The following is a 20,775-nucleotide window of genomic DNA, read 5'->3' as shown; positions in this document are numbered from 1 at the left end:
GCCTCCGAGGCAAGAAATTTGCCTCGGAGGAAAGTTCCTGGCGCAATGGAGGCATGACCACACCTCCTGCCGGAGCGGCAGCGGACCGGCTGCCCGACGAACTCCCCGGCGTCGCCCCCCGGCTGCGTGAACTGCGCCGCGGCCGGGGGCTCACTTTGGAGGCCGCCGCCCTGCGGGCAGGTCTTTCGGCCGCCCATCTGTCCCGGCTCGAGACCGGAGCCCGGCAGCCGTCGCTGCCCATGCTGCTGGGCCTCGCCCGGATCTACGGTACGACGGTCTCCGACCTGCTGGGCGAGATGCCGCCCGAGCGTGACCCGATCGTCCGCGCGGGACGCACCGAGCCCGTCGAGGCGGACGGCTGGACGTACCACCAGGCGGGCGGCTCGGGCCGGGCGATGCAGCCGCTGCGGGTCACCGTGCCGTACGGCGCGCAGGGCGACCTGATCAGGGTGCACCCGGGGGAGGAGTGGATCTACGTCCTCGAAGGGCGGCTGCGGCTGGGCCTCGGCGACGGTGTCCATGTGCTCGACCCGGGGGACAGCGCCCACTTCGACTCGCTCACCCCGCACCGCATCGCCGCCGCCGACCCGCCGGGCACCGGGCTGCTGTTCGTCCACACCCTGCTGCAGAGCCCGACCGCCGAGCTGTGTCTCGGCGGCCCGGCTCATCGCCGCTGACCTGCCAGCCCCGTACGGGAGAAGAGAGCCGTCCCATGCCGGAGAACCCAGTACCGAAGCGTGCCCCGCGCAAGGAGTGGACGCTTCCGAAGTCCCTTGTCGTGCGGCTCTTCGCCTATTTGGTGGCCGGCCATCTCTTCGCCGGCTTCCTGTACCTGCTCTTCACGGTCGGGAAGTAGTCCGGCCCGCTCCTGCCCCGGGCGCCGCTGCCTCAGGTACCGCTGCCTCAGGCCTCGCCGTCGGTCAGGAGATGGGCGCGCAGCCGCTCGACGGTCCCGGGTGCCAGCGACAGGCCCTCGGCCAGATAGCGCTCCGTGGAACCCCAGGTGGTGTCGATGGTCTCGAAGGCGGCGGCCAGATACGCGGCGCGGGCCTCGAACAGCGGACTGAGCAGCTCCATCACCTCGGCGGAGCGCCCGGTGGGCGAGGTGTCGTCGCGGTGCACCAGATACCGCCTGCGCGGGTCGTTGGACTTGAGGTAGTCCTCCTCGATCGCGTCCCTGCCGACCCCGAGGGCCAGCAGGGTCACTGCCATCGTCACCCCGGCCCTGTCCTTGCCCGCCGCGCAGTGCAGCAGCGCGGGCAGGTCGTCGTCGGCCAGGGCGTGCAGGACACGGCTCAGCTCGGGGGCGCGGTCGACGGGCATCGACCGGTACGAGCCGGTCATCCGCTCGGCCGCCCTGTCCTCCGAGAGGATCGCCTTGAGCTGGTCGAGATCGCCCTGCCGGACCATCCGCCAGAACTGCGCGCCGTCGGCCGGGTCGCTGAGCGGGATGTTCACGTTCCGCACGCCGGGCAGGTCGATGTCGGGGCCGTCCAGCTTGAGGTCGGCGGAGTTGCGGAAGTCGAAGACCGTGCGCAGCCCGAGCGAGGCCAGGAACGCGGCGTCGGCGGGGGCGGCCGACGCGAGATGGCCGCTGCGGAACAGCTTGCCGTGCCGCACCCACCGTCCGTCCGTCGTCGGCAGCCCGCCGACGTCGCGGAAATTGCGTACTCCGGTCAGCTCGGGCTCTGTCGACGGGACGGGTGGTAGCTGCTGTGTCACGGAAGCTCCTCCAGATCTGGCGCCGCCCCCAGGGACGGCGATGTCGGCTTCCGACTTTATGGCATCGGTTATGACGTGACCTGCCCGTACCGGCTGTCCGTATTGAGCATATTGACCCAACGCGCCCCGGATGTGGGGGAAATGGGTGTCCGGCTGGTGAGCAGGATCATATCGGTGACGGTCCGTGGCGGAGAACAGAAATGGAATTCCATGGTCCGGGGGAATTCGAAGATCCGGAATCCACGCAGGGTGACCGTCGCTCCGAGGTGGTGCCCGAGCACCCGCCGGCGAATTCACCGAACGGCTTGTTACCGCCGACCCCGCTCGCTTACCGTCACCGTCAATCCGGGCGGAACGCCGAATCCTGCCGCCACCCGGAATTCCCATCCACCCACGTGTGGCAGGAGCGGGGGACCCAGGTAGAACGCCGATTCCGGATGTCCGGACGGCTTGGGGTGAAGTCGCGCGACAAGCGCGGCAGGGCAGCTCCGGCCCTAACCCGACAGCTCACCTCGCAGGCGCAGGAGAGGAAATTCGCCATGCCCGGAAAGGGTAAGCACCGCCGTCCCAAGTCCCGTTCACTCGCCCGCGGATTCGCCGCCGCAGGTGCCGGCGGTGCCGCGCTCGCGATGCCGTTCATCGGCGCCACCGGCGCCCACGCGGCCGAGCACGCCGCACCCACCGCCGCACCGGTGAAGGCCGCTTCGGCGAAGGCCGCGTCAGCCAAGGCCGCATCGGTGAAGGCCGCTCCGGCGAAGGCGGCCACGACGTACTCCGTGGTCCCCGGGGACTATCTGTCCAAGATCGCGGCCAGGGAGCAGGTGAGCGGTGGCTGGCACAAGCTGTACGACGACAACCGCTCGGTCATCGGCTCCGACCCGTCCCTGATCAGGCCCGGTACGAAGCTGACCATCGGCGCGAAGGCACCGGCGGCGGCGGCCCCCGCGGCCCCGAGCGCCTCGGCGAAGACCACCGCGGCCACCGCCACCACCGCGACCCCCGCTGCCGCCACGAAGCAGACCGACGGCGGCTACACCCTGCCGGTCGACGGCGCGCCCATCGGTACGCCGTACCACCAGAACGGCGCCATGTGGTCCAGCGGCTACCACACCGGCACCGACTTCGTGGTGCCCACCGGCACCACGGTCAAGGCCGTCGCCGCCGGTACCGTCGTCACGGCGGGCTGGGGCGGCTCGTACGGCAACCAGGTCGTCATCCGGCACAGCGACGGCGACTACTCGCAGTACGGCCACCTGTCCGCCCTCACGGTCTCCGCAGGGCAGACCGTCACCGAAGGGCAGCAGATCGGCGTCTCCGGCGCGACCGGCAATGTGACAGGTCCGCACCTGCACTTCGAGATCAGGACCGGCCCCGACTACGGCTCGGACATCGACCCGCTGGCCTACCTCCGCGAGCACGGCGTCACCGTCTGAGCCGCGCCACCGGAATAGCGCCGCCGTCCGCTTCACCGCGGGCGGCGGCTATTCCGGCTTTTGCAGAACTTGACCGGTGGCGTTTCTCACCACCCGTCAACCCCTCCTTACGGTCGCGTAGGTCACATCCGTAAGAGGAGCATATGGAGACGTGGCAAACGATTCGAGATCAAGAAGACATGACGTCATCGGGTCGTACACGGCGATCGGTGACAGTTTCACCGAAGGTGTAGGAGATCCGGGGCCCGACGGCCGGTACATCGGCTGGGCGGACCGGCTCGCGATCCTGCTCGCCGACCAATTGCCGGTGTGCCACGCACCCGTGGACACGGCGCACGGCGATTTCCGGTACGCCAATCTCGCCGTACGGGGCAGACTCCTCGACCAGATCGTCGCCGAACAGATTCCGCGCGCGAAACAACTCGCCCCGGATCTCGTGACGTTCTGTGCCGGCGGCAACGACATCATCCGGCCCGGCACCGACCCCGACGATGTCGCCGAACGGCTCGAACGCGCCGTGGCCGACCTCGCGGGCGCGGTGCCCACCGTCATGATCACCACCGGGTTCGACACCCGGGGCGTGCCCGTCCTGCGCCATCTGCGCGGCAAGATCGCCACCTACACCGCCCATGTACGGGCCATCGCCGACCGCTACGACTGCCCCGTCCTCGACCTCTGGTCGCTCAGGTCCGTGCAGGACAGGCGCGCCTGGGACGCCGACCGGCTGCATCTGTCCCCCGAGGGCCACACCCGGGTCGCGCTGCGCGCCGCGCAGGTGCTCGGCCTCGACATACCGGCCGACCCGGACCAGCTCTGGCCGCCGCAGGCGCCACGCGGCGCCTTCGAGGTGCGGCGCGACGACATCAACTGGGCCAGGGAACATCTGGTGCCCTGGATCGGCAGGCGGCTGCGCGGCGAGTCGTCAGGGGACCATGTCGCCGCGAAGCGGCCCGACCTGCTCCCGCTGGACCACTGAGAGCGCGCCCGGGGGAGAGCCGGGCCGGCCGATCGCCGCGGGGATCCGCTCCAGCACGCCGCCGGCGAACACGTCGTACAGCGGCAGTGTCTCCAGATGCACATAGCCGATGTGGCAGTCGCACACCGCGAGCGGGCAGGCGCGGGGGCGCAGCGCCGCGCGGTACGAACCGTCGTACAGATTGCCCAGCTCGGCCGGGACGAAGTGGCAGCGCCGTACCGTACCGGCACCGTCCACGGAGATCACCGACTCGCCCGTGCGGCAGGGCAGCCCCGCCGACCTGTGCGGCCGGCGGCTGTACGGGAACAGCGGGTCGAGGTCCGTCCAGCGGGCCGCCTCCTCGTCGGTGTAGGTGTGCCCCTCGGCCGCGTTGATCCACAGATAGACCTGGGCGGGCAGCGCCGCGCGCAGCCGGCGGGCGTGCGCCAGATGGTCCGGCAGACCCACCACCCCCACACTGAACCGGACGCCCCGCGCCGTCAGCTCCTCGCACTTGGCGAGGAAGCGGTCGTACGGCGTCTGCCCCGGGTGGTACGTGCACCACAGGGCCAGCGTGTCCGGGTCGGCGTCGTCCAGCCAGTCGGCGCGCGCGCTGAGATTGGTCTGGACGGCGACCCGCCGGACGTGCGGCAGCCGGGACAGCTCGGCGAGCGTCCTGCGGTACCAGGAGCGGACCAGAGCCTCGCCCCACGGGGTGAACAGCAGCGACAGCCGGTCCTCGGTCTGCGCGGCGGCCCAGCCGGCGAACCGCTCCAGCGCCGCGCGGTCGGCGCGCAGTTGCTCGCGGCTGTCGCGCCGCTTGGCGAACGGGCAGTACGGGCAGTCGTAGTCGCAGGAGGCCAGCGGGCCCCGGTAGAGGATCGTCAGGTCCATCGCGCCGCTCACTTCGTCTCGTAGGCGGCCATACGCGCGCGCACGGCGGGGGAGAACAGCAGCGGACCCAGCGCGTCGGAGTGCGCGAGACCTTCGGGCGAGAGCCGCAGCAGTCCGGCGTCCGCAGCCGCGTCGAGCCAGCCCCGCTCGGCCGCGAACCGCAGCTCGGCGGGGAAGTCCTCGTCGGGCGCGCTGCCGAACCGCGCCCGGTACTCAGCGATCTCCATGCCCTGCGCCTGGAGGACCGACTGGAGCAGATGGCGGCGCCGGGCCTCGTCCCCGTCCGGGGCGAGCGCGAAGCCGATCCGGGCGCGGGAGAAGTCCTCGGTCGCCGTGTAGTCGTCGATGATGTTCCGGATCTTCGGCATGTCGACGGCGTAGTCGAAGGAGTAGTGCAGCCGGGAGGTGTACGAGCGGGCGCCGCAGCCGAGGCCGATCATGCCGTCGCTCTGGCAGGCGTAGTCGTCGGCGGCGGCGACGGGCGAGCCGGACCTGCGGAACATCCGCATGGACACCTGCTCGTAGCCCTGTTCCAGCAGATGGTCGCGGCCCTGCCGGTAGAGCCGCAGCCGCTGCGCGTCCCACGCCGCCTCGTCGTCCCGGATTGCGGCATTGTCGTGGGCCGCCTCGTCGTCCCGTGCGTGTGCGGCGGTCTCGCGGCGGGCCAGGCCGGTGCGGGGCCGCACGTAGAGCGGGTAGAGATACAGCTCCTCGGGGCGCCAGGCCAGCGCCGCGTCCAGCGAGCTGCGCCAGGTCGCCGCCGTCTGCCCCTCGATGCCGTAGATCAGGTCGATGTTGAGCACGGGCACGCCAGCGTCGCGTATCCGGCCGAGGGCCGCTTCCACCTCGGCCCTGCGCTGCGGGCGGACCGCCGCCCTGGCCTCAGCGTCCACAAAACTCTGCACCCCGATGCTGAGCCGCGTCGCGCCCCGGTCGGCGAGCACCGCCAGCCGGTCGGCGGTCGCGGTGGCGGGGGAGGTCTCCACGGACAGCGGGACGGAGCGCAGATCGACGCCGGTCCGCTTCTCCGCGATGTCGCACAGCCGGTCCAGTTCGGCCGCGGTGAGGAAGGTGGGGGTGCCGCCGCCGAAGGCCGCGGCCGCGAACCGTACGGGCCGGGTGTCGCCCAGCGCGTCGCGCACGGCCGTGGCCTGCCGGTCGAGGGCGTCCAGATAGCGCGTCGTCAGCTCGTCGGGCGCGCCGACCCGGGTGAACAGGTTGCAGAAGCCGCACCGCACCTCGCAGAACGGGATGTGCAGATAGAGGGAGAGCGCCTCGGTGCGTTCCCCCGCCCACAGTTCACGCAGCGGCGGCAGGTCGGGCAGCTCGCGGTACGCCGTCTTGTGCGGATACGCGTACACGTAACTCTCGTACGGACGTGGGGTGCTCATCGGGGCTCACCTGGGTTCAGGAAGAAGTGGGCGTACGGCACGGTCCAGACGACCTCGTGGCCCAGCCGGTGGCCGCTCCAGCCGTCGTCGCCGTAGGCGGTGCCGTGGTCGGAGCAGACGACGGCGAAGCAGCGGCGCCTGCTGCTCATGGCGCTGAACAGCCGGCCTATATGGCGGTCGACGTACTCCAGGGCAGCCGTGTGGGTGGCGAGCGAATCGCCCGCTCCGCGGTCGGCGCCGGGCAGATGGAACCAGTTGGGCTGGTGCAGCGCCGACACATTGACGAAGAGGAACAGCCGCTGCTCGTGCGGCAGTTGGCCGATGACCTCCTCGGCGCGGTCGATCTGCGCCTCGAAGGAGACCGGTGAGGCGACACCGAACTCCGGCTCCCAGTGGCTCTCCTGGAACAGTCCGGGCAGTACGGAGCCGAGCGGGCCCTGCCGGTTGAAGAAGCCGACCCCGCCGACGCACACCGTGCGGTAGCCGGCCGCCGCGAGGCCGGAGACCAGGTCGGGGGTGTCATGGACGAAGGTGCGCTCGGCGGTCGACTCGCTGCCGCCGAACCGCGCGGCGAACAGCCGCGGATGCGGGCCCTGGCTCGCCGGGGTGGGCAGGAAGCCGGCGAACATCGCCTGGTGCGAGGCATAGGTGAAGCTGCCGGGCGCGTGTCTGCGCTCCCACCGGCCGCCCGGCAGACGGCGGGTGAGATTCGGGGTGCGCCCTGCGGCGGCGCTCGCGGCGGCGACGTCGTAGCGCAGGGTGTCGAGTGTGACGAACAGCAGATCGTCCCGCCCGACGACCTCGTTCATGTCGGGGGACTCGGGGGACTCGGGGGACTCGGGGGACTCGGGGGAGCCGGGGGAGCCGTCAGACGTACGCACGGGCGCTCCCCGGCAGGGCGGCGAGCTGCGCCGCGTACGTGTCGAGCCCTTCGGCCCCGCTGCCCGGCAGCCCGGTGAGCCGGGGCAGCAGATCACCGAAGGCGTTGACCTCGCCGACGGCGAACCGGCGCCAGCCGGTGACCGGCAGCAGATCGACGCCCACGCAGTGCGTGCCCGGGAAGCTGGCCGCCGCCCGCTCGCAGAGAGCCAGCGCGCCCGCCCAGCCGTCACCGCCCGCGGCGTCGGCGGCGGCCCGCGCCGCGGCGAGGTCGCCGCGGGCGCCGCCGAGATGCAGATTGGTCATCGGCGAGGAGCTGGTCCTGACGACGGCGTGGGTGGCGCGGCCGGCCACGACCACCACCCGCAGATCCGCCGACCTGCCGCCCTGCGCGGCCTTGGGCAGCCACCGCTCGATGTGCAGACCGTCGGGCGCGAGCGTGTCGACGATGGCGGCGACCTCGCGCTCGCTCGTATAGGTGCGCACCCGCAGCGAGTTGTGGAGCCGGCCCGCTCCGTCGACTTCGACGGAGGTGGTGGCGCGCACCCGCCCGCCGCCCGCCGTCTCGACGGCGAGCACCCCGGACGCCGAAGAGCCGTGGGCGAGTTTGACGAAAGCGCGCCGCAGCCCGGCGCCGGCCAGCAGCGCCCGTACGTCGTCCCAGCAGGACACGGGGGCAGCATCGGGGCCCGAGGTCGGTGAGGACGGTACGGCCACGCCCGCCCGGTCGAGCACGCCGTGGCACAGCCGCTTGTCGAAGAGGACGGCCAGCTCGGCGGGGTCGTCCAGCAGCCGGGCGCCCGCCGCGTCCGCCAGTCGGCCGAGCCGGTCGACCGCCGCGGTGAACGTGCCGTACCACCGGGCGGAACCCTCCACCCGGGTCGGCTCCACCGGGCCCCGCAGCAGCCGGTCCACCTCGGGGTCCTCCCCGGGCGACTCGATCCGTACCGTCTCGCCCGCCGTGAACGACGCCCGGCCGCCCAGCACATCGCGCCAGGCCAGCACCCGGGCCGCGGGCAGCCCGGCCGACCGCACGGCGGCCTGGAACAGGCCGACGCGGCGGCTGCCGGGATTGCCCACGACGGCGAGTCTCACCTGATCACTCGCCGACCGCGACATAGCGCCATTCGGTGCCGTCGTCCTCCGTGTCGGCCTCCGTGCTGTTGGCGACGTCCACCTCGACACCGGCCTCGCCGAGGGTGCTGACGATGCGCTGCCGCATGGTCTCGCCGAGGTAGTTGTGGTTGAGGTCGAGCTTCTTGAGATGGGTGAGCGGCTGACCGCTGAGCAGCGCCTCCGCACCCTCGTCGCCGAGCGTGCCCATCGACAGGTCGAGCGTTTCCAGATTGGCCACGACGGGCGCACCGGCCAGCGCGGCGGCGATCTCGTCCTGCATCTGGCTGTTGCACAGGCCGAGATGGCGCAGCGCGGGCAGCCGCGCCCCGGACAGGAAGGGGGCCAGATCGGCGATCTCCGCGTTCGCGCCGTAGTCGTCGACGCCCAGCCACAGATCCAGCCGCTCCAGCGCCGGGAACTCGCTCGCACCGACGCCCCGGACCACTTCGACGTCCAGCCCGCCCGTCTGGATCGTCAGCGAACGCAACTGCTCGTGCTTGACCGGCGGGAAGCGCAGGTCCTGGCCGCCGCGCACACCGAACTCACGCAGCTCGGGGAACGCGTCGAGCAGGGGAGTCACCAAAGTCTGGTTGATCCACGATATCTCGCACTCCTCGAAGGTGATGTCCCCGAGGAACAGGGCCCGCAGCTCGGGCAGTTGGCCGCGCGCCGCCACGACGGCCGCGATCACCTCCTCGGGGCCCGACTCGTACGCGTCGCTCCAGGAGCCGATGATGAGCGCCTGGACCTCCGTCGTGTCGACGGTCTCGGTGAAGCGCGCGAACGCCGCTTCCCACGGCTCCTCCGCCTCGTAGGAGTCGACGGAGACGCGCCAGGCCACGGTGCCGGGCTCGGGCAGCGGCTCCGTCACACCGCCCCCGGGGAAGTCGAACGCGGGCAGGCCGTAGAGCTCCTGCAGGTGGTTCGAGATGGACATGACTGATGCTCCTGACACCGGGCGGCATTGACGGGCCAATGGCGAAGTTGTACCAAGCGCCACTGACACCGGGCCTCGGCGGGGGGCCGGTCGGGCGCGGCCGGCGCCGATTGTCAGACCCGGCCTCTAGCGTCGGAGACAGGTTCGGCGCACTCGGCGCCGGCCGGTCGAGGGGAGAGCCATGTTCCGGCAGGGAGACGTGCTGATCATGCCCGTCGCGGAGAGTGCGGTGCCGCCGCATCTCGTGACGGCGGACGGCGGCCCGAGGGACGCGCGGGGGCGGCTGGTCCTGGCGCTCGGCGAGGTCACCGGCCATGCCCACGCGGTCACCGGACCCGGCAGGCTGATCCGGGTGCCGGGGGACGAGTCGGGGCCGATGTACCTCCATCTCCCGGACGGCGGACGGGTGGTGCATGAGGAGCACGCGGCGATACCGCTGCCCAAGGGCTGGTTCCGGGTGGTGCGCCAGCGGGAGTACCTGCCGGGGGCCGTGCGCGTGGTCGCCGACTGAGCCCGGCGCACGGTGCGCTGGCGAGGACGGAGGCAGGACAGACATGACAGCGGAGGGGCTTCGGACATGAGTTTCGTGTACATCGGCACGGACACCACGGACATCGGCACGGACCTGGGTACGGACGACGGCATGGCTGCGGGCAGGGGCACGGGCGTGGAGGAGCTGGACAAGTGGCGGCTCGTCGCCGCCGCGACGGGCCCGGCGGACCGGGCGGCGGCCGAGCGCGGCGTGCGGCTCGCCTACCGCAGCGCCGGACTCGCCGAACCGGCCGAGATCCGGTGGGCCGGATCGCCGCTGGCGGGCGCCGAGACCGCGCGGGCCCTGGCGGGCGCCGGGGCGGGGCGCTCCGTGCGCGACGAGGTGCGCACCCGCCCCTGGGCGGAGGAGCGGCGCAGGGTGCACGACGCGCTGGGGCCGGCCGGCTGGGCCGCCCACTGGAGCGCGACCGGCGCCCGGCTGTGGGACACGACACGGCTGCTCGCCGACCGGATACGCACCGGCGTCGTCGACTCCCTCACCGCGGGCGCCGACGACTTGGCGGAGGCGGCGCGGGTGCGCTCGGTCCTGCTGGACGCGGTGCTCGGCCAGCAGGACGCCGCCTGGCTCGCCGCCTTCGACGGCCGCAGCGCCCGGCTCGAAGGTCTGGCCGCCGTCGCCGAGCACGCGGGCTGGTGGTGGCCGTACGAGAACGTCGCGGTGATCTGCGAGCGCCCCGTCGCGCTGCACCGCGACGAGGCGGGCCGGCTCGACCACGCGGAAGGGCCCGCGCTCGCCTACCCGGACGGCTTCGCGCTGTACGCGTGGCGCGGCATGCCCGTACCCGCCACGTTCCTGGACGAGCTGCCCGCGCTGACGCCCGAGCGGATACGGACCGAGGAGAACGCGGAGCTGCGCCGCGTCATGCTGGAGCACTACGGCTACGACCGCTTCCTCGCCGAGTCCGGCGCCCGGCCCGTGCACCGGGACGAGACCGGGGTGCTGTGGCGGACGGGGCTGCCGGGCGACGAGGACGTGGTGATGGTCGAGGTCGTCAACGCGACGCCCGAACCGGACGGCGAACACCGCACGTACTGGCTGCGGGTGCCGCCCAGGACACGTACCGCGAAGGAGGGAGTGGCCTGGACGTTCGGGCTCGACGCCGACACGTACGAGCCGGTGCGGCAGACCTGAGCCGGCTCAGACCGTACGGGCGAGCAGCGTGTCCCTGTCGATCAGGGAGGCCGGCCCCTCGCCCGTGCAGGCGTAGGCACCGGCCACGGCCCCGAGGTGGGCGCACTCCTCCAGGTCACGGCCGGTCAGCCGGCCGTACAGGAACCCGCAGACATACGCGTCGCCCGCGCCGTTGGAGTCCACCACAGGACCTGGCGGCGGTGTCGCCGGGACCGGGCGCGGCGACCGGCTGCCCTGCCGGGACATCAGATACGAGCCGCCGGCGCCCGCGGTGGCGATCACCGTCTCGGCCCGCCCCTCGCGCAGGATCTCCTTCATCAACTGGGCGATCCGCCCGCCGGACCCGGACGCGCTGAGGAACACCAGATCGGCGCGGAGCGCGAACTCCCTGTGGTGGTCGTCCAGGCCGTCCCAGTCGTGCAGATCGGTCGAGACGGGGACACCGAGTTCCTCGATGTCGTCGAAGAGATGGCGCGCGAAGTTGGTGACGGACAGATGCACATGGCGGGCGCGCCGCAGATGCGGCAGATAGAACTCGCGTGGCATCCGCAGCTCCGCCGGATCGCGGGCGTCGAAGAAGGACATCCGGCGGCCCGTCTTCTCCACGAAGTTGACGGCCCTTCGGGTGCCGGCCGGGGATATCAGCGTCTCGAAGTCGACATCGCCCTCGGTGAGCCGTTCCCGCACCTGCTCACCGGTCCTGTCCTCGCCGATGAAGTCGAGGAACTTGACATCGAGCCCCAGCCGCCGGCAGCCCAGGGCCACATTGCCGCCGGTGTGCCCCGGCCATTCGATGATCGGCCCCACCCCGACCGAGTCGGCGAGCGGTACGGGCAGTGAGTCGACCCGGACGACGGTGTCGACCCCGCTGCCCCCGACGACCAGCACATCAAGTCCGGGCCGAGCCGCCTGGTCGGTCCCGTCGGTCCCGTCGGTCTGGCGCTGCGCCACAGTCTCCCCTTGAGTTGTGAAACCGGGTGGTGAACGTTGTGGTGGGTCGTGGTGGGTCGTCATGCGTCGGTACGTCGGTACGCGTCGGTGTCGAACACCGGTGCTGATGTGTCGCCGTCACCCTACTCACCCGCATCGCCCGCCTCAGCCGTACCAGCCGTACCGCTCCGCGATGACCGGCAGCCGGTCCGCGACGAGCGCGTGCGCGGCTGCGCGCGGGGTGGTCCCCTCGGCCTCGGCCCGCTCCAGCACCAGAGTGACCAGCGCGCGCATCGACCGCCGGATGTGGGCGAACGCCTCGTCGGCCGTCGGACCGATGTCGCCGAACAGCGTCCACCACCACCAGGCGTTGGTGGCCGAGTTCACCACGACATCGGGCAGCACCGTGATCCCGCGCGGCGCCAGCAGCTCCTCGGCCTCGGGCAGCACCGGCATGTTAGCCGCCTCGACGATCCAACGGGCCCCGATCCGGGCCTGGTTGACGGAATCGACGGCGTACGAGACCGCGGCGGGCACGAGCACGTCGGCCGGCACCGACAGCCAGCCGTCCGCCGGCAGCTCCCGGTCGTCCGGCCGCAGCGCGGCCCGGTCCACCGTGCCGTACGTGTCGCGGGCGGCCAGCAGCGCCTCGACGTCAAGGCCGTCCGGGTGGGCGATCGTGCCCTTCACATCGGCGACGGCGACGATGTGAAGCCCCGCCTCGGCCAGGAACCGCGCGGTCGCCCCGCCCATGGTCCCGAAACCCTGCACGGCGACCCGGACCCCGTCGTGGCCGACCCCCGCCCGGTCCAGCGCCGTGAGCACCGACTCGGCGACGCCGCAGCCGCCCACCAGCGCGTCCAGGCCGATCCCCGCCACCTCGACGGCGAAGGCGTCCGCGAGCCGCCGCCTGGCCGCCGCCTCGTCGTCGAGCAGCGGATGGACGGCCTGGACGGTCGAGACCAGACCGGCCTCGGCGGCGGCCCGGTCCACGGTGTCCTGGCTCAGCCCCAGGTCCTCCCCGGTGGTCCAGAAGCACTCGACGTACGGCCGGGTGGCGCGCAGGAACCTGACCAGCAGGTCGTACGCCCCGGGGTCGCGCGGGTCGCAGTCGACCCCGCCCTTGGCGCCGCCGAGCGGCACGTACCGGGCCGTGGACGCCTCCGCGTCGAAGTGCAGGGCCTCCTTCATGGTCATGCCCCGGGCCAGCCCCGCCACCTCGGACAGCGTGCAGCCCTCGCGCATCCGCAGCCCGCCGCTGGCCACGCCGCGTACCAGCCGGTCCACCACCAGGTATCCCTCGCGTCCGGTGACGTGGTCCGTCCAGGTGAGCGAGATCAGCGGGGCGTCGCCGGGCGGGGTCGCCGTCATCGGGTGGGTCTCCTCGGTCTTGTCGACTTCTTGCGGGGGGTGCCGCGGAATTCTCGCTGATCCCCGGCATGCCGGGGAATCCTGGGGGCACCCCGCCCGTTGATGTGACGTATTCCCCGAGTCCGTGTATTCCTCATGCACTCGCCCCGCACCGAACGACGTCCCCCGTCATAATGGGGGACGAAACCGAAGCTCCAGGAGGTGCTGTGACAGGCGCTGGTTCTCCCGTATCGCTGCGTTCACGACTGCGCTCGCTGCGGTCCGAGCCCTTCGGGGCCGACTCGGCGGGGAAGCGGCTGGAACGCATCCAGAACTCGCCCAACTTCGCCGACGGCGTCTTCCAGAACCCGGTGGGAGCCAGGACCCGGCCGTCCGGCGCTTCCGGCGTCGAGCTGGCGAAGGTCTACTTCGAGAAGGAGCAGCGGGTGCTGCGGGCGCCCGCCGGCACCATTCCGGTGCATCCCACCACCCTCGCCGACATCGCCAGGCCGCCCGCCTCCGGGCTGCGGCTCACCTGGATGGGCCATTCCAGCGTGCTGGCCGAGATCGACGGCAGCCGGGTGCTCTTCGACCCGGTGTGGGGCGAGCGCTGTTCGCCGTTCTCCTTCGTCGGTCCGAAGCGGCTGCACCCCGCCCCCGTGCCGCTCGCCTCGCTCGGCTCCGTGGACGTGGTCGTGATCTCGCACGACCACTACGACCACCTCGACCTGCCCACCATCAAGGCGCTCGCCACGACGGACACCGTCTTCGCCGTACCGCTCGGCGTCGGCGCCCATCTGGAGCGCTGGGGGGTGCCCGCGTCGCGCCTGCGCGAGCTGGACTGGAACGAGTCGACGGAGGTCGCGGGACTCCGGCTCACCGCGACCCCCGCCCGGCACTTCTGCGGCCGTGGCCTGCGCAACAAGCAGCACACGCTGTGGGCGTCCTGGGCCGTCCAGGGGCCCGAGCACCGGATCTACCACAGCGGGGACACCGGCTACTTCCCCGGCTTCCAGGACATCGGCGCCGAGCACGGCCCGTTCGACGCCACCATGATCCAGATCGGCGCCTACAGCGACGCCTGGCCCGACATCCACATGACCCCGGCCGAGGGGATGAAGGCGCATCTGGACCTGCAGGGCGGCACGCCCTCCGGTGTGATGATGCCGATCCACTGGGGCACGTTCAATCTGGCTCCGCACCCGTGGGCCGAGCCCGGTGAGGGTACGGTCACGGCCGGCGCCGAAGCGGGCGCGCCGCTGGCGCTGCCGCGGCCGGGGGAGCCCTTCGAACCGACGGGTGACGCCGTGCCGACCGAGCCGTGGTGGCGGGCCGTCGCCGTCGCACCGGCGGGCGGCTGGCCCGAGGCGCCCACCGCCGCTTCGAAGCCCGCAGCCGTCACCGCGACGGCGGGTACGAAGGACACGGCGGCCTCGCCCGCGCAGAGCTGACGTGTCCGGAGGGAATTGACGGGTCCGGAGGCAACGGACCGTCAATTCCCTCCGGACGTACGGCCGGACGCACCGACCCGTCCCCCCCATGGGGTCGAAACGCTGTCGCAGCACCGCCTTCATACGCGGGGTGCAGGCTGGACGCAGCCGGCCCCGGCTTCCCAGCACCCCCGCGTCTTCCGCCCTGCCGGCGGTTCGGGGCCGGACCCCGAATCCGACGTGTAGGAAGCGAGTTGCGGATGTCCCACACGGATCAAACCCCTGCCGGCGGCGGCCCCGAGCGGGTCCCCGGCTCCCACGCGGTCGTCGTCGCCGGAGCGGGCCCCACCGGGCTGCTGCTCGCCGGCGATCTCGCGGCGGCCGGTGTCGATGTCGTGGTGGTCGAGAAACGCCCGGAGGGCATCAGCAATCTGACCCGCGCCTTCGGTGTGCACGCGCGGACCCTCGAACTCCTCGACGCCCGCGGCCTCGCCGACGAACTCGTCACCACCGGCCAAGTCATCGGCGAGCTGCGGCTGTTCGGAGCCATCCCCTTCAACATCGGCGCGCTGCCGTCCCGTTACCCCTTCCTGCTGGTCACCCCGCAGTACGAGGTCGAGAAGCTGCTGCTGCGCCGGGCCCTGAAGAACGGTGCGGCCTTCCGCTACGGGACCGAGGTCACCGGACTCGACCAGGACGACGACGGTGTCACCGTGTCGGTGCGCACCGAGGAAGGCGAGTCGACCCTGCGGGCCGACTACCTCGTCGGCGCCGACGGAGGGCGCAGCGCGGTGCGCGAGGCCCTTGGCCTGCCCTTCCCCGGCAAGGTGGTGATTCGGTCGGTCGCGCTCGCCGACGTCAAGTTCACCGAGCAGCCCAGCCTGGTGGTACGGGTGCACGGCACCGGCGACGCCTTCGGCTTCATCGCCCCGTTCGGCGACGGCTACTGGCGGGTCGGCGGCTGGGACCGGGCCCATCGGGGCGAACCGGACGACTCCCCGGTCGAGTTCGAGGAGCTACGCGCCATCATCGAGCGCGCCTTCGGCTCCGACTTCGGTATGCACGAACCGCGTTGGCTCTCCCGCTTCCACAGCGACGAACGCCAGGTGCCCGCCTACCGGGTGGACCGCGTGCTGCTGGCGGGCGACGCCGCGCACCAGCACTCGCCGGCCGGCGGCCAGGGGATGAACACCGGTCTTCAGGACGCCGTCAACCTCGGCTGGAAGCTGGCAGCCGTGCTCGACGGCGCCGCCCCCGACGCCCTGTTGGACACGTACCACAGCGAGCGCCACCCGGTCGGCAAGGCGGTGTTGCGCAGCAGCGGGCTCAACCTGCGGCTCGCCATGGCGCACAACCCGCTGGAGATCGCGCTGCGCACGGTGCGGAAGCTGGTGGTCACGCACGTACGGCCGGTGACGCGGGCGGCTGTCGGGGAGATCACCGGGATCGGCTACTCGTACCCGGCGGGGCGCGGGGCCCACAAGCTGGTCGGCAAGCGGGCCCCGGATCTGGCGCTGGACCGGGGGCGGCTCTACGAGGTGCTGCGGGAGGGGCGGTTCGTCCTGGTCCTGCCCCAGGAGACCGCCGAACCCACCGGGTTGGACTCTCCCGGCCGGCAGAAGCGGCTGGTCGTGGCCCACCGCGCCGACGGTGCGACCACTGCGCCCGAGGCGGTCCTGGTGCGGCCCGACGGCTACTACGCGTGGGCCGGAGCGGCGGACGCGTCAGCGGTGGAGGCCGGCATCACCCCCTGGGTCGGCTGACCGCCCCGCCCCGGCCCCGCCCCGCCCCGCCCCGCCCCGGCCTCGTCCGGCCCCGCCCGGAGCAGGTGGTGCTGTCAGCGCGGCGGCAGCGGCGAGAGCGTAGGGAGGTGGGCGAGGAACCCGCCGTCCACGGACAGCACTTGACCGGTGATGAAGGAGGCGGCGGGGGAGGCGAGGAACGCCACCAACTGGGCCACGTCGTCCGGTGTGCCCAGCCGGGGTATCAGGTTCGCGCTCTGGAACATCTGCTGTACCGGTACGGGCATGTCCGCCTCCAGCGCCGGGGTGCGGACGAGCCCCGGCGCGACGGCGTTGCAGCGGACGCCGTCGGCGCCGTACGCGGCGGCCACGAAGCGGGTCAGTGCGACCAGACCGCCCTTGGAGCTGCCGTAGGCGACCATCACCCGGTCCCCGGACAGACCTTGGCCGCTGGTGATGTTGATGATCGAGCCGCCGCCGCGCTCGATCATCACCGGCACGGTGTGCTTGCACAGCAGCATGGGCCCGCGCAGATTCACGGCGAGCACCTGGTCCCACAGCTCGACGGACATCGTCACCACGTCGCGGTCCTGCCGGATCGCCGAGGTCAGCGCCGCGTTGTTGTCGAGGATGTCGATGCCGCCGAAGGTGTCGACGGCGAAGTCGACCAGGCGTTTGACACTGTCCTCCGACGCGATGTCGACGCTGTGGCCGACCACCGACAGGCCCTTGGCCGCCAGTTCGGCCGCCGCGGCTCGGGCGGGCGCCTCCGCGACGTCCGCGAGGACGACGTCCGCCCCCGCGGTCGCCAGTGCCTCCACGGTGGCGACGCCGATCCCTCCCGCGCCGCCGGTGACCACGGCCACTTTGCCGGCGAGGGACTGCGTTCCGTTACTCATCGGTCAACGACCTCTCGTTCAGGACGGGGAGTTGCTCCCGATCCTGACGGACGTGCGTGAAGACGGTGCTGCGGAATCGTGTCGTGATCGGCCGAACTGGCGGGTTTGTGAAACTAATTGATGACTCGTCAGTTCTTTTCGGCCGCCGCGCCGAACAGATCGGCGAACCGGCCCAGCAGCAGATCGTCGCCCTTGTAGCGGGCCGTCTCCGCGGCGCCGAGCACGATGGGACCTTCGGGGCCCGGCACCTGCGAGGCGCCGCCGGTGGAGCCCAGCGGCACCAGGACCGCGTCCTCGCCCGGCCGGTACGTGTGTTCCGCCGGCCGTCCCGCGGCCAGCGACCGGATGTTGGCGGCCACCACCGCCGCGTGCTCGGAGGCTGCCTTGGACCGCTTCGGCTCGGGCACCGCTGTGACGTCACCGACGGCGAAGACGTTCGACGCACCCGCCACCCGCAGGTACTCGTCGACCTCCACATGCCCGTCGGGCCGCCGGGCCGCGGCGAGTTCGCCGCGCAGCATGCCGCTGCTCGGCACCACGCCGTAGCAGCGGAACCACAGATCCGCCTCGATGCGTACGCCCGCCTCCGTCGTGACCGAGAACGGCTCGCGCACGCCCGGCGGCACCGAAGGGGGCTCCGCCAGCGCGCTGCCCAGCTCCAGCCGCACGCCGCGCGCGGCCAGTTGCTCGCGCAGCGCGTCGCGCAGTCCGGGCAGATACTTGCCGCCGAGGACGTCGTCGGCGGGATCGACCACCACGACCTCCTTCTGCGGCCACTGCTCGGTGATCTCACCGGCCAGCTCAAGACCCACCGGGCCCGCGCCGAGGAGCAACACCCGTGAGGCTGCGGCGAGTTCGGTCCGGGTGTCGGCGTGCCGAGTCTGGGAGTCGGTGCTGGTCTCGGTGTCCGGCTTGGCCGGGTAGGGGTAGGAGGAGCCGGTGGCCAGGACCACGTAGTCCGCCGCGATCCCGGTGCCGTCGGCCGTCGTGACACCGCCCGCGTCCACCGCCACCGCGTGGCCGCGCAGATGGCGGCCGCGGGTGAACAGACCGTCGTAGCCGAAGTAGATCCGCTCCGCCCACTCCGCGTCGACCAGCCCGCGCAGGGCCGCGACCGTGTGCACGAAGGCGTCCCTGGGGTCGATCAGTACGACGTCGAAGTCCGGGTCGAGTTGACGGGCCAGTGCGGCCCCTCCGTACCCGCCGCCGACGATCGCGACCGTGCTGCCCATAAGTTGCGCTCCTTGTGCTGTACCGCCTGGAGCCCACTGGAGGGAACGGGGCTCCGCCGACTTTCGCGGAGCCTAACGGCCCGCTCAGGTAAAATGCAATCTGCATGGCAATTTGGCCGCGCGCCGAGCCGGCCGCGCGCCAAGCCGCGAGTCAGCAGCCGCAAGTCAGCAGCCGCAAGTCAGCAGCCGCAAGTCAGATGTGACGAACGAGAAGTGACGAGGTGCCGCATGCCCATGGCCTATGTCTACGACCGCTTCGGTGGCCCCGAGGTCGAGCATTTCGCCGATCTCCCGCAACCGGTCCCAGGGCCCGGCCAGTTGCTGATAGCCGTGCGTGCGGCGGGCGTCAATCCGGTGGACTGGAAGCGCCGTTCGGGCCGCAGACCGGCCGGGGCGCCCGTGGTGGAGCTGCCCGCCGTGATGGGCGGCGAGGCGGCCGGCGAGGTGGTCGCGCTCGGCCCCGGCACCACCGGCTTTGCGGTGGGTGACGCGGTCCTCGGCGGCCCGCTGACCGGCGGGTACGCGCAGTACACCCTGCTGCCGGCGGCCGCGACGGTGCGCAAACCGCCGGAGGTGTCCTGGACCGACGCGGCCGCGCTGCCGATCGCCGCCGCCACCGGCTACGGCGCCGTGCGCCAACTCGCGCTGCCGAAGGGGGCGGTGCTGCTGGTGACCGGTGCCGGGGGAGGCGTCGGAGTGGCGGCGGCCCAGGTGGCGGTGGGCCTCGGGCTGACCGTGGTGGGCGCTGCGGCCCCGGCCAAGCGGGAGTTCACCGCATCGCTCGGCGTCCGGTTCGTCGCGTCGGGCCCCGGCCTCGCCGAGCGGGTGCGGGCAGCGGTGCCCGACGGCGTGGACGGCGTCCTCGACCTGGTGGGGGGCGACGTGCTGCGCGAAGTCGCCGCGTTGCTGACCGACCGTACGAAACTGGTGAGCGGCGCCGACCGGGAGGCCGTCGCCGCGCTGGGCGGCGCACCGGTGGGCCCGGTGCGGGACCCCGCGATCCTGGGCGCCGTCGTGGAGTTGGTGCGCACCGGCGCCCTCGATCCGAAGGTGACCCGGGTGGTCCCGTTCGAGCGGGCCGCGCAGGCGGTCCGGGCTGTGGAGGGCGGACACAGCCAGGGCAAGACCGTCCTGGAGATGCCGCCCCTGGACTGACCGGCGGGACTGACCGGCGGGGCTGGAGGGCGGGGCTGAAGGCCGGGACCGATGCGCGGGACCGACGCGCGGGACCGACCGACGCGCCGGGTTCCCGCGCGTCCGGCCGGCGGTCGTACCGCGCCGAGTATTGCCGTACGCCCGGAAAGTGAAGTACAACGTGCACGGTAAATCGGCCTGCGCGCCATCTGAACCTGGAGGCTTCCCCTGAACACCACATCGACGGCCCCCGCCGAGCCCGACGCGGACGCGGCGCCGGGCACCACCGGCGCGGGCCGCCGCGGCGGCAGGGCCGGGAAGCGCCGGGCCATCACGCAGGGTGCGCGCACGGTCTTCGGCCGGGAGGGGTACAGCCGCACCAGCATCGAGGCGATCGCCGCCGAGGCCGGGGTGTCCACGCGGACCATCTACAACCACTTCGACGGCAAGGAGAACCTGTTCTCCGACGTGCTGCACGACAGCGCGACCCAGGTCGCCGACGCGTTCATCGCGACCGTGCACCAGCAGGTCACCGGCACCGACCCGCGGGCCGACCTGCTCGCCCTCGGCCGCGCCTTCGTCGACCAGTGCACCCAGTTCCCCGAGCACTTCGCGATGGTCGGGCAGATCAAGGCCGAGGTGCGGCACTTCCCCGCGGCCGTGATCGACACCTGGCAGCAGGCAGGGCCCGCGCGGGTGCAGCAGGAGGTGGCGCGGCAGCTCGGCCGGCTCGCGGAGGCCGGGCTGCTGCGTATCGCCGACCCGGCGCGTGCCACCTCGCACTTCATCGCCCTCGTCACGTCGGAGATCACCCTCCGCCCCTACGGAAGCCCCTCGTTGAGCCAGGACCGGATACGCGCGTGCGTGTCCAGGGCCGTCGACGCCTTCCTGTACGGCTACGGGGCCGCAGGCCGCGCGAACTGAGCGAAGAGTCCCGGTACGGGGTATACGAGGCGCATACGGTATACGCGGCATTTCGTTCGCGCGTACGAAGCCTCATACCAGAGCGGGACGCCGTATGGGCGACTTTGTCAACTGCACTCCGCT

20 protein-coding genes and 1 riboswitch are annotated in these 20,775 nt (G+C 72.3%); of the genes, 10 read left to right on the top strand and 10 right to left on the bottom strand.

Annotated elements, in window-relative coordinates:
- Positions 1 to 53: 53 nt before the first annotated feature.
- Complete coding sequence (locus ACZ63I_RS09945; protein ID WP_469337182.1) at positions 54 to 677, top strand: helix-turn-helix domain-containing protein; 624 nt, start codon at positions 54 to 56, stop codon at positions 675 to 677.
- Positions 678 to 712: 35 nt separating this feature from the next.
- The gene (locus tag ACZ63I_RS09940) at positions 713 to 856 is read left to right on the top strand and encodes a DUF6126 family protein (protein WP_469337180.1); all 144 of its coding nucleotides are present in this window, start codon (positions 713 to 715) and stop codon (positions 854 to 856) included.
- Between the two features lie 47 nt (positions 857 to 903).
- Here the strand turns inward: ACZ63I_RS09940 and ACZ63I_RS09935 are convergent, their stop codons facing one another.
- Positions 904 to 1,722 (bottom strand): tyrosine-protein phosphatase, encoded by an 819-nt coding sequence (locus tag ACZ63I_RS09935; RefSeq protein ID WP_469337178.1) that lies wholly within the window; start codon positions 1,720 to 1,722, stop codon positions 904 to 906.
- A 378-nt stretch (positions 1,723 to 2,100) separates the two neighbouring features.
- Positions 2,101 to 2,258: riboswitch (cyclic di-AMP (ydaO/yuaA leader) on the top strand.
- A 3-nt stretch (positions 2,259 to 2,261) separates the two neighbouring features.
- Here ACZ63I_RS09935 and ACZ63I_RS09930 point away from each other — a divergent pair.
- Complete coding sequence (locus tag ACZ63I_RS09930; protein ID WP_469337177.1) at positions 2,262 to 3,155, top strand: M23 family metallopeptidase; 894 nt, start codon at positions 2,262 to 2,264, stop codon at positions 3,153 to 3,155.
- Positions 3,156 to 3,306: 151 nt separating this feature from the next.
- Positions 3,307 to 4,131, top strand: a complete 825-nt coding sequence (locus tag ACZ63I_RS09925; protein WP_469337175.1) for an SGNH/GDSL hydrolase family protein — start codon at positions 3,307 to 3,309, stop codon at positions 4,129 to 4,131.
- Here the strand turns inward: ACZ63I_RS09925 and ACZ63I_RS09920 are convergent.
- From ACZ63I_RS09920 to ACZ63I_RS09900, 5 genes are read right to left on the bottom strand one after another with little or no spacing between them, the layout of a single operon-like run.
- A complete protein-coding gene (locus tag ACZ63I_RS09920; RefSeq protein ID WP_469337173.1) occupies positions 4,078 to 5,004 on the bottom strand; it encodes an STM4011 family radical SAM protein in 927 nt (308 codons plus the stop codon). The genes ACZ63I_RS09925 and ACZ63I_RS09920 overlap by 54 nt on opposite strands.
- Positions 5,005 to 5,012: 8 nt before the next feature.
- Positions 5,013 to 6,395 carry an STM4012 family radical SAM protein gene (locus ACZ63I_RS09915; protein ID WP_469337171.1) on the bottom strand — a complete coding sequence of 461 codons (1,383 nt, stop codon included), beginning with the start codon at positions 6,393 to 6,395 and terminating at the stop codon, positions 5,013 to 5,015.
- A complete protein-coding gene (locus ACZ63I_RS09910) occupies positions 6,392 to 7,204 on the bottom strand; it encodes an STM4013/SEN3800 family hydrolase (RefSeq protein WP_469338315.1) in 813 nt (270 codons plus the stop codon). Before ACZ63I_RS09910 ends, ACZ63I_RS09915 begins: the two co-directional genes overlap by 4 nt.
- Before the next feature lie 58 nt (positions 7,205 to 7,262).
- Positions 7,263 to 8,393 (bottom strand): STM4014 family protein, encoded by a 1,131-nt coding sequence (locus ACZ63I_RS09905; protein ID WP_469337169.1) that lies wholly within the window; start codon positions 8,391 to 8,393, stop codon positions 7,263 to 7,265.
- On the bottom strand, positions 8,374 to 9,327 hold the full coding sequence (locus ACZ63I_RS09900; RefSeq protein ID WP_469337168.1) for an STM4015 family protein: 954 nt from the start codon (positions 9,325 to 9,327) through the stop codon (positions 8,374 to 8,376). Before ACZ63I_RS09900 ends, ACZ63I_RS09905 begins: the two co-directional genes overlap by 20 nt.
- A 181-nt stretch (positions 9,328 to 9,508) precedes the next feature.
- Between ACZ63I_RS09900 and ACZ63I_RS09895 the strand changes: the two genes are divergently transcribed.
- The gene (locus tag ACZ63I_RS09895; protein ID WP_041993189.1) at positions 9,509 to 9,838 is read left to right on the top strand and encodes a hypothetical protein; all 330 of its coding nucleotides are present in this window, start codon (positions 9,509 to 9,511) and stop codon (positions 9,836 to 9,838) included.
- Positions 9,839 to 9,970: 132 nt separating this feature from the next.
- Positions 9,971 to 11,011, top strand: a complete 1,041-nt coding sequence (locus ACZ63I_RS09890) for a DUF6745 domain-containing protein (protein WP_469338313.1) — start codon at positions 9,971 to 9,973, stop codon at positions 11,009 to 11,011.
- Positions 11,012 to 11,017: 6 nt separating this feature from the next.
- Here ACZ63I_RS09890 and ACZ63I_RS09885 read toward each other — a convergent pair whose 3' ends face one another.
- Entirely contained in the window at positions 11,018 to 11,896 is an 879-nt protein-coding gene (locus tag ACZ63I_RS09885) for a carbohydrate kinase family protein (RefSeq protein ID WP_469338312.1), read from the bottom strand.
- Positions 11,897 to 12,106: 210 nt separating this feature from the next.
- Positions 12,107 to 13,312 carry a Glu/Leu/Phe/Val dehydrogenase dimerization domain-containing protein gene (locus ACZ63I_RS09880; RefSeq protein WP_469337166.1) on the bottom strand — a complete coding sequence of 402 codons (1,206 nt, stop codon included), beginning with the start codon at positions 13,310 to 13,312 and terminating at the stop codon, positions 12,107 to 12,109.
- Positions 13,313 to 13,518: 206 nt separating this feature from the next.
- Between ACZ63I_RS09880 and ACZ63I_RS09875 the strand changes: the two genes are divergently transcribed.
- Together ACZ63I_RS09875 and ACZ63I_RS09870 are read left to right on the top strand one after the other, a co-directional pair.
- Positions 13,519 to 14,742, top strand: coding sequence for an MBL fold metallo-hydrolase (locus ACZ63I_RS09875; RefSeq protein ID WP_469337164.1), 1,224 nt, complete (start codon positions 13,519 to 13,521; stop codon positions 14,740 to 14,742).
- A 239-nt stretch (positions 14,743 to 14,981) separates the two neighbouring features.
- Positions 14,982 to 16,484, top strand: coding sequence for an FAD-dependent oxidoreductase (locus tag ACZ63I_RS09870; RefSeq protein ID WP_469337162.1), 1,503 nt, complete (start codon positions 14,982 to 14,984; stop codon positions 16,482 to 16,484).
- Between the two features lie 74 nt (positions 16,485 to 16,558).
- On the opposite strand, the gene ACZ63I_RS09865 is transcribed toward ACZ63I_RS09870, so the two are convergent.
- Both ACZ63I_RS09865 and ACZ63I_RS09860 read right to left on the bottom strand, forming a co-directional pair.
- Complete coding sequence (locus tag ACZ63I_RS09865) at positions 16,559 to 17,362, bottom strand: SDR family NAD(P)-dependent oxidoreductase (RefSeq protein WP_469337161.1); 804 nt, start codon at positions 17,360 to 17,362, stop codon at positions 16,559 to 16,561.
- Positions 17,363 to 17,490: 128 nt separating this feature from the next.
- On the bottom strand, positions 17,491 to 18,594 hold the full coding sequence (locus ACZ63I_RS09860) for an FAD-dependent oxidoreductase (protein WP_469337159.1): 1,104 nt from the start codon (positions 18,592 to 18,594) through the stop codon (positions 17,491 to 17,493).
- Between the two features lie 228 nt (positions 18,595 to 18,822).
- Between ACZ63I_RS09860 and ACZ63I_RS09855 the strand changes: the two genes are divergently transcribed.
- A complete protein-coding gene (locus tag ACZ63I_RS09855) occupies positions 18,823 to 19,749 on the top strand; it encodes an NADP-dependent oxidoreductase (RefSeq protein ID WP_469337157.1) in 927 nt (308 codons plus the stop codon).
- Between the two features lie 207 nt (positions 19,750 to 19,956).
- Entirely contained in the window at positions 19,957 to 20,652 is a 696-nt protein-coding gene (locus tag ACZ63I_RS09850; RefSeq protein WP_469338310.1) for a TetR/AcrR family transcriptional regulator, read from the top strand.
- Positions 20,653 to 20,775: the final 123 nt, after the last annotated feature.

This window comes from Streptomyces sp. NPDC087906, assembly GCF_055584925.1.
Note: the sequence above shows the minus strand (reverse complement) of the source record. Positions and strands in the feature narration are given on the sequence as shown.

What these genes read in the sequence shown, in the direction of transcription:
- ACZ63I_RS09945 (WP_469337182.1), top strand. Translation starts at nt 54, where the DNA reads ATGACCACACCTCCTGCCGGAGCGGCAGCGGACCGGCTGCCCGACGAA.
- ACZ63I_RS09940 (WP_469337180.1), top strand. Translation starts at nt 713, where the DNA reads ATGCCGGAGAACCCAGTACCGAAGCGTGCCCCGCGCAAGGAGTGGACG.
- ACZ63I_RS09930 (WP_469337177.1), top strand. Translation starts at nt 2,262, where the DNA reads ATGCCCGGAAAGGGTAAGCACCGCCGTCCCAAGTCCCGTTCACTCGCC.
- ACZ63I_RS09920 (WP_469337173.1), bottom strand. Translation starts at nt 5,004, where the DNA reads ATGGACCTGACGATCCTCTACCGGGGCCCGCTGGCCTCCTGCGACTAC.
- ACZ63I_RS09915 (WP_469337171.1), bottom strand. Translation starts at nt 6,395, where the DNA reads ATGAGCACCCCACGTCCGTACGAGAGTTACGTGTACGCGTATCCGCAC.
- ACZ63I_RS09910 (WP_469338315.1), bottom strand. Translation starts at nt 7,204, where the DNA reads ATGAACGAGGTCGTCGGGCGGGACGATCTGCTGTTCGTCACACTCGAC.
- ACZ63I_RS09905 (WP_469337169.1), bottom strand. Translation starts at nt 8,393, where the DNA reads ATGTCGCGGTCGGCGAGTGATCAGGTGAGACTCGCCGTCGTGGGCAAT.
- ACZ63I_RS09900 (WP_469337168.1), bottom strand. Translation starts at nt 9,327, where the DNA reads ATGTCCATCTCGAACCACCTGCAGGAGCTCTACGGCCTGCCCGCGTTC.
- ACZ63I_RS09895 (WP_041993189.1), top strand. Translation starts at nt 9,509, where the DNA reads ATGTTCCGGCAGGGAGACGTGCTGATCATGCCCGTCGCGGAGAGTGCG.
- ACZ63I_RS09890 (WP_469338313.1), top strand. Translation starts at nt 9,971, where the DNA reads ATGGCTGCGGGCAGGGGCACGGGCGTGGAGGAGCTGGACAAGTGGCGG.
- ACZ63I_RS09880 (WP_469337166.1), bottom strand. Translation starts at nt 13,312, where the DNA reads ATGACGGCGACCCCGCCCGGCGACGCCCCGCTGATCTCGCTCACCTGG.
- ACZ63I_RS09870 (WP_469337162.1), top strand. Translation starts at nt 14,982, where the DNA reads ATGTCCCACACGGATCAAACCCCTGCCGGCGGCGGCCCCGAGCGGGTC.
- ACZ63I_RS09865 (WP_469337161.1), bottom strand. Translation starts at nt 17,362, where the DNA reads ATGAGTAACGGAACGCAGTCCCTCGCCGGCAAAGTGGCCGTGGTCACC.
- ACZ63I_RS09860 (WP_469337159.1), bottom strand. Translation starts at nt 18,594, where the DNA reads ATGGGCAGCACGGTCGCGATCGTCGGCGGCGGGTACGGAGGGGCCGCA.
- ACZ63I_RS09855 (WP_469337157.1), top strand. Translation starts at nt 18,823, where the DNA reads ATGCCCATGGCCTATGTCTACGACCGCTTCGGTGGCCCCGAGGTCGAG.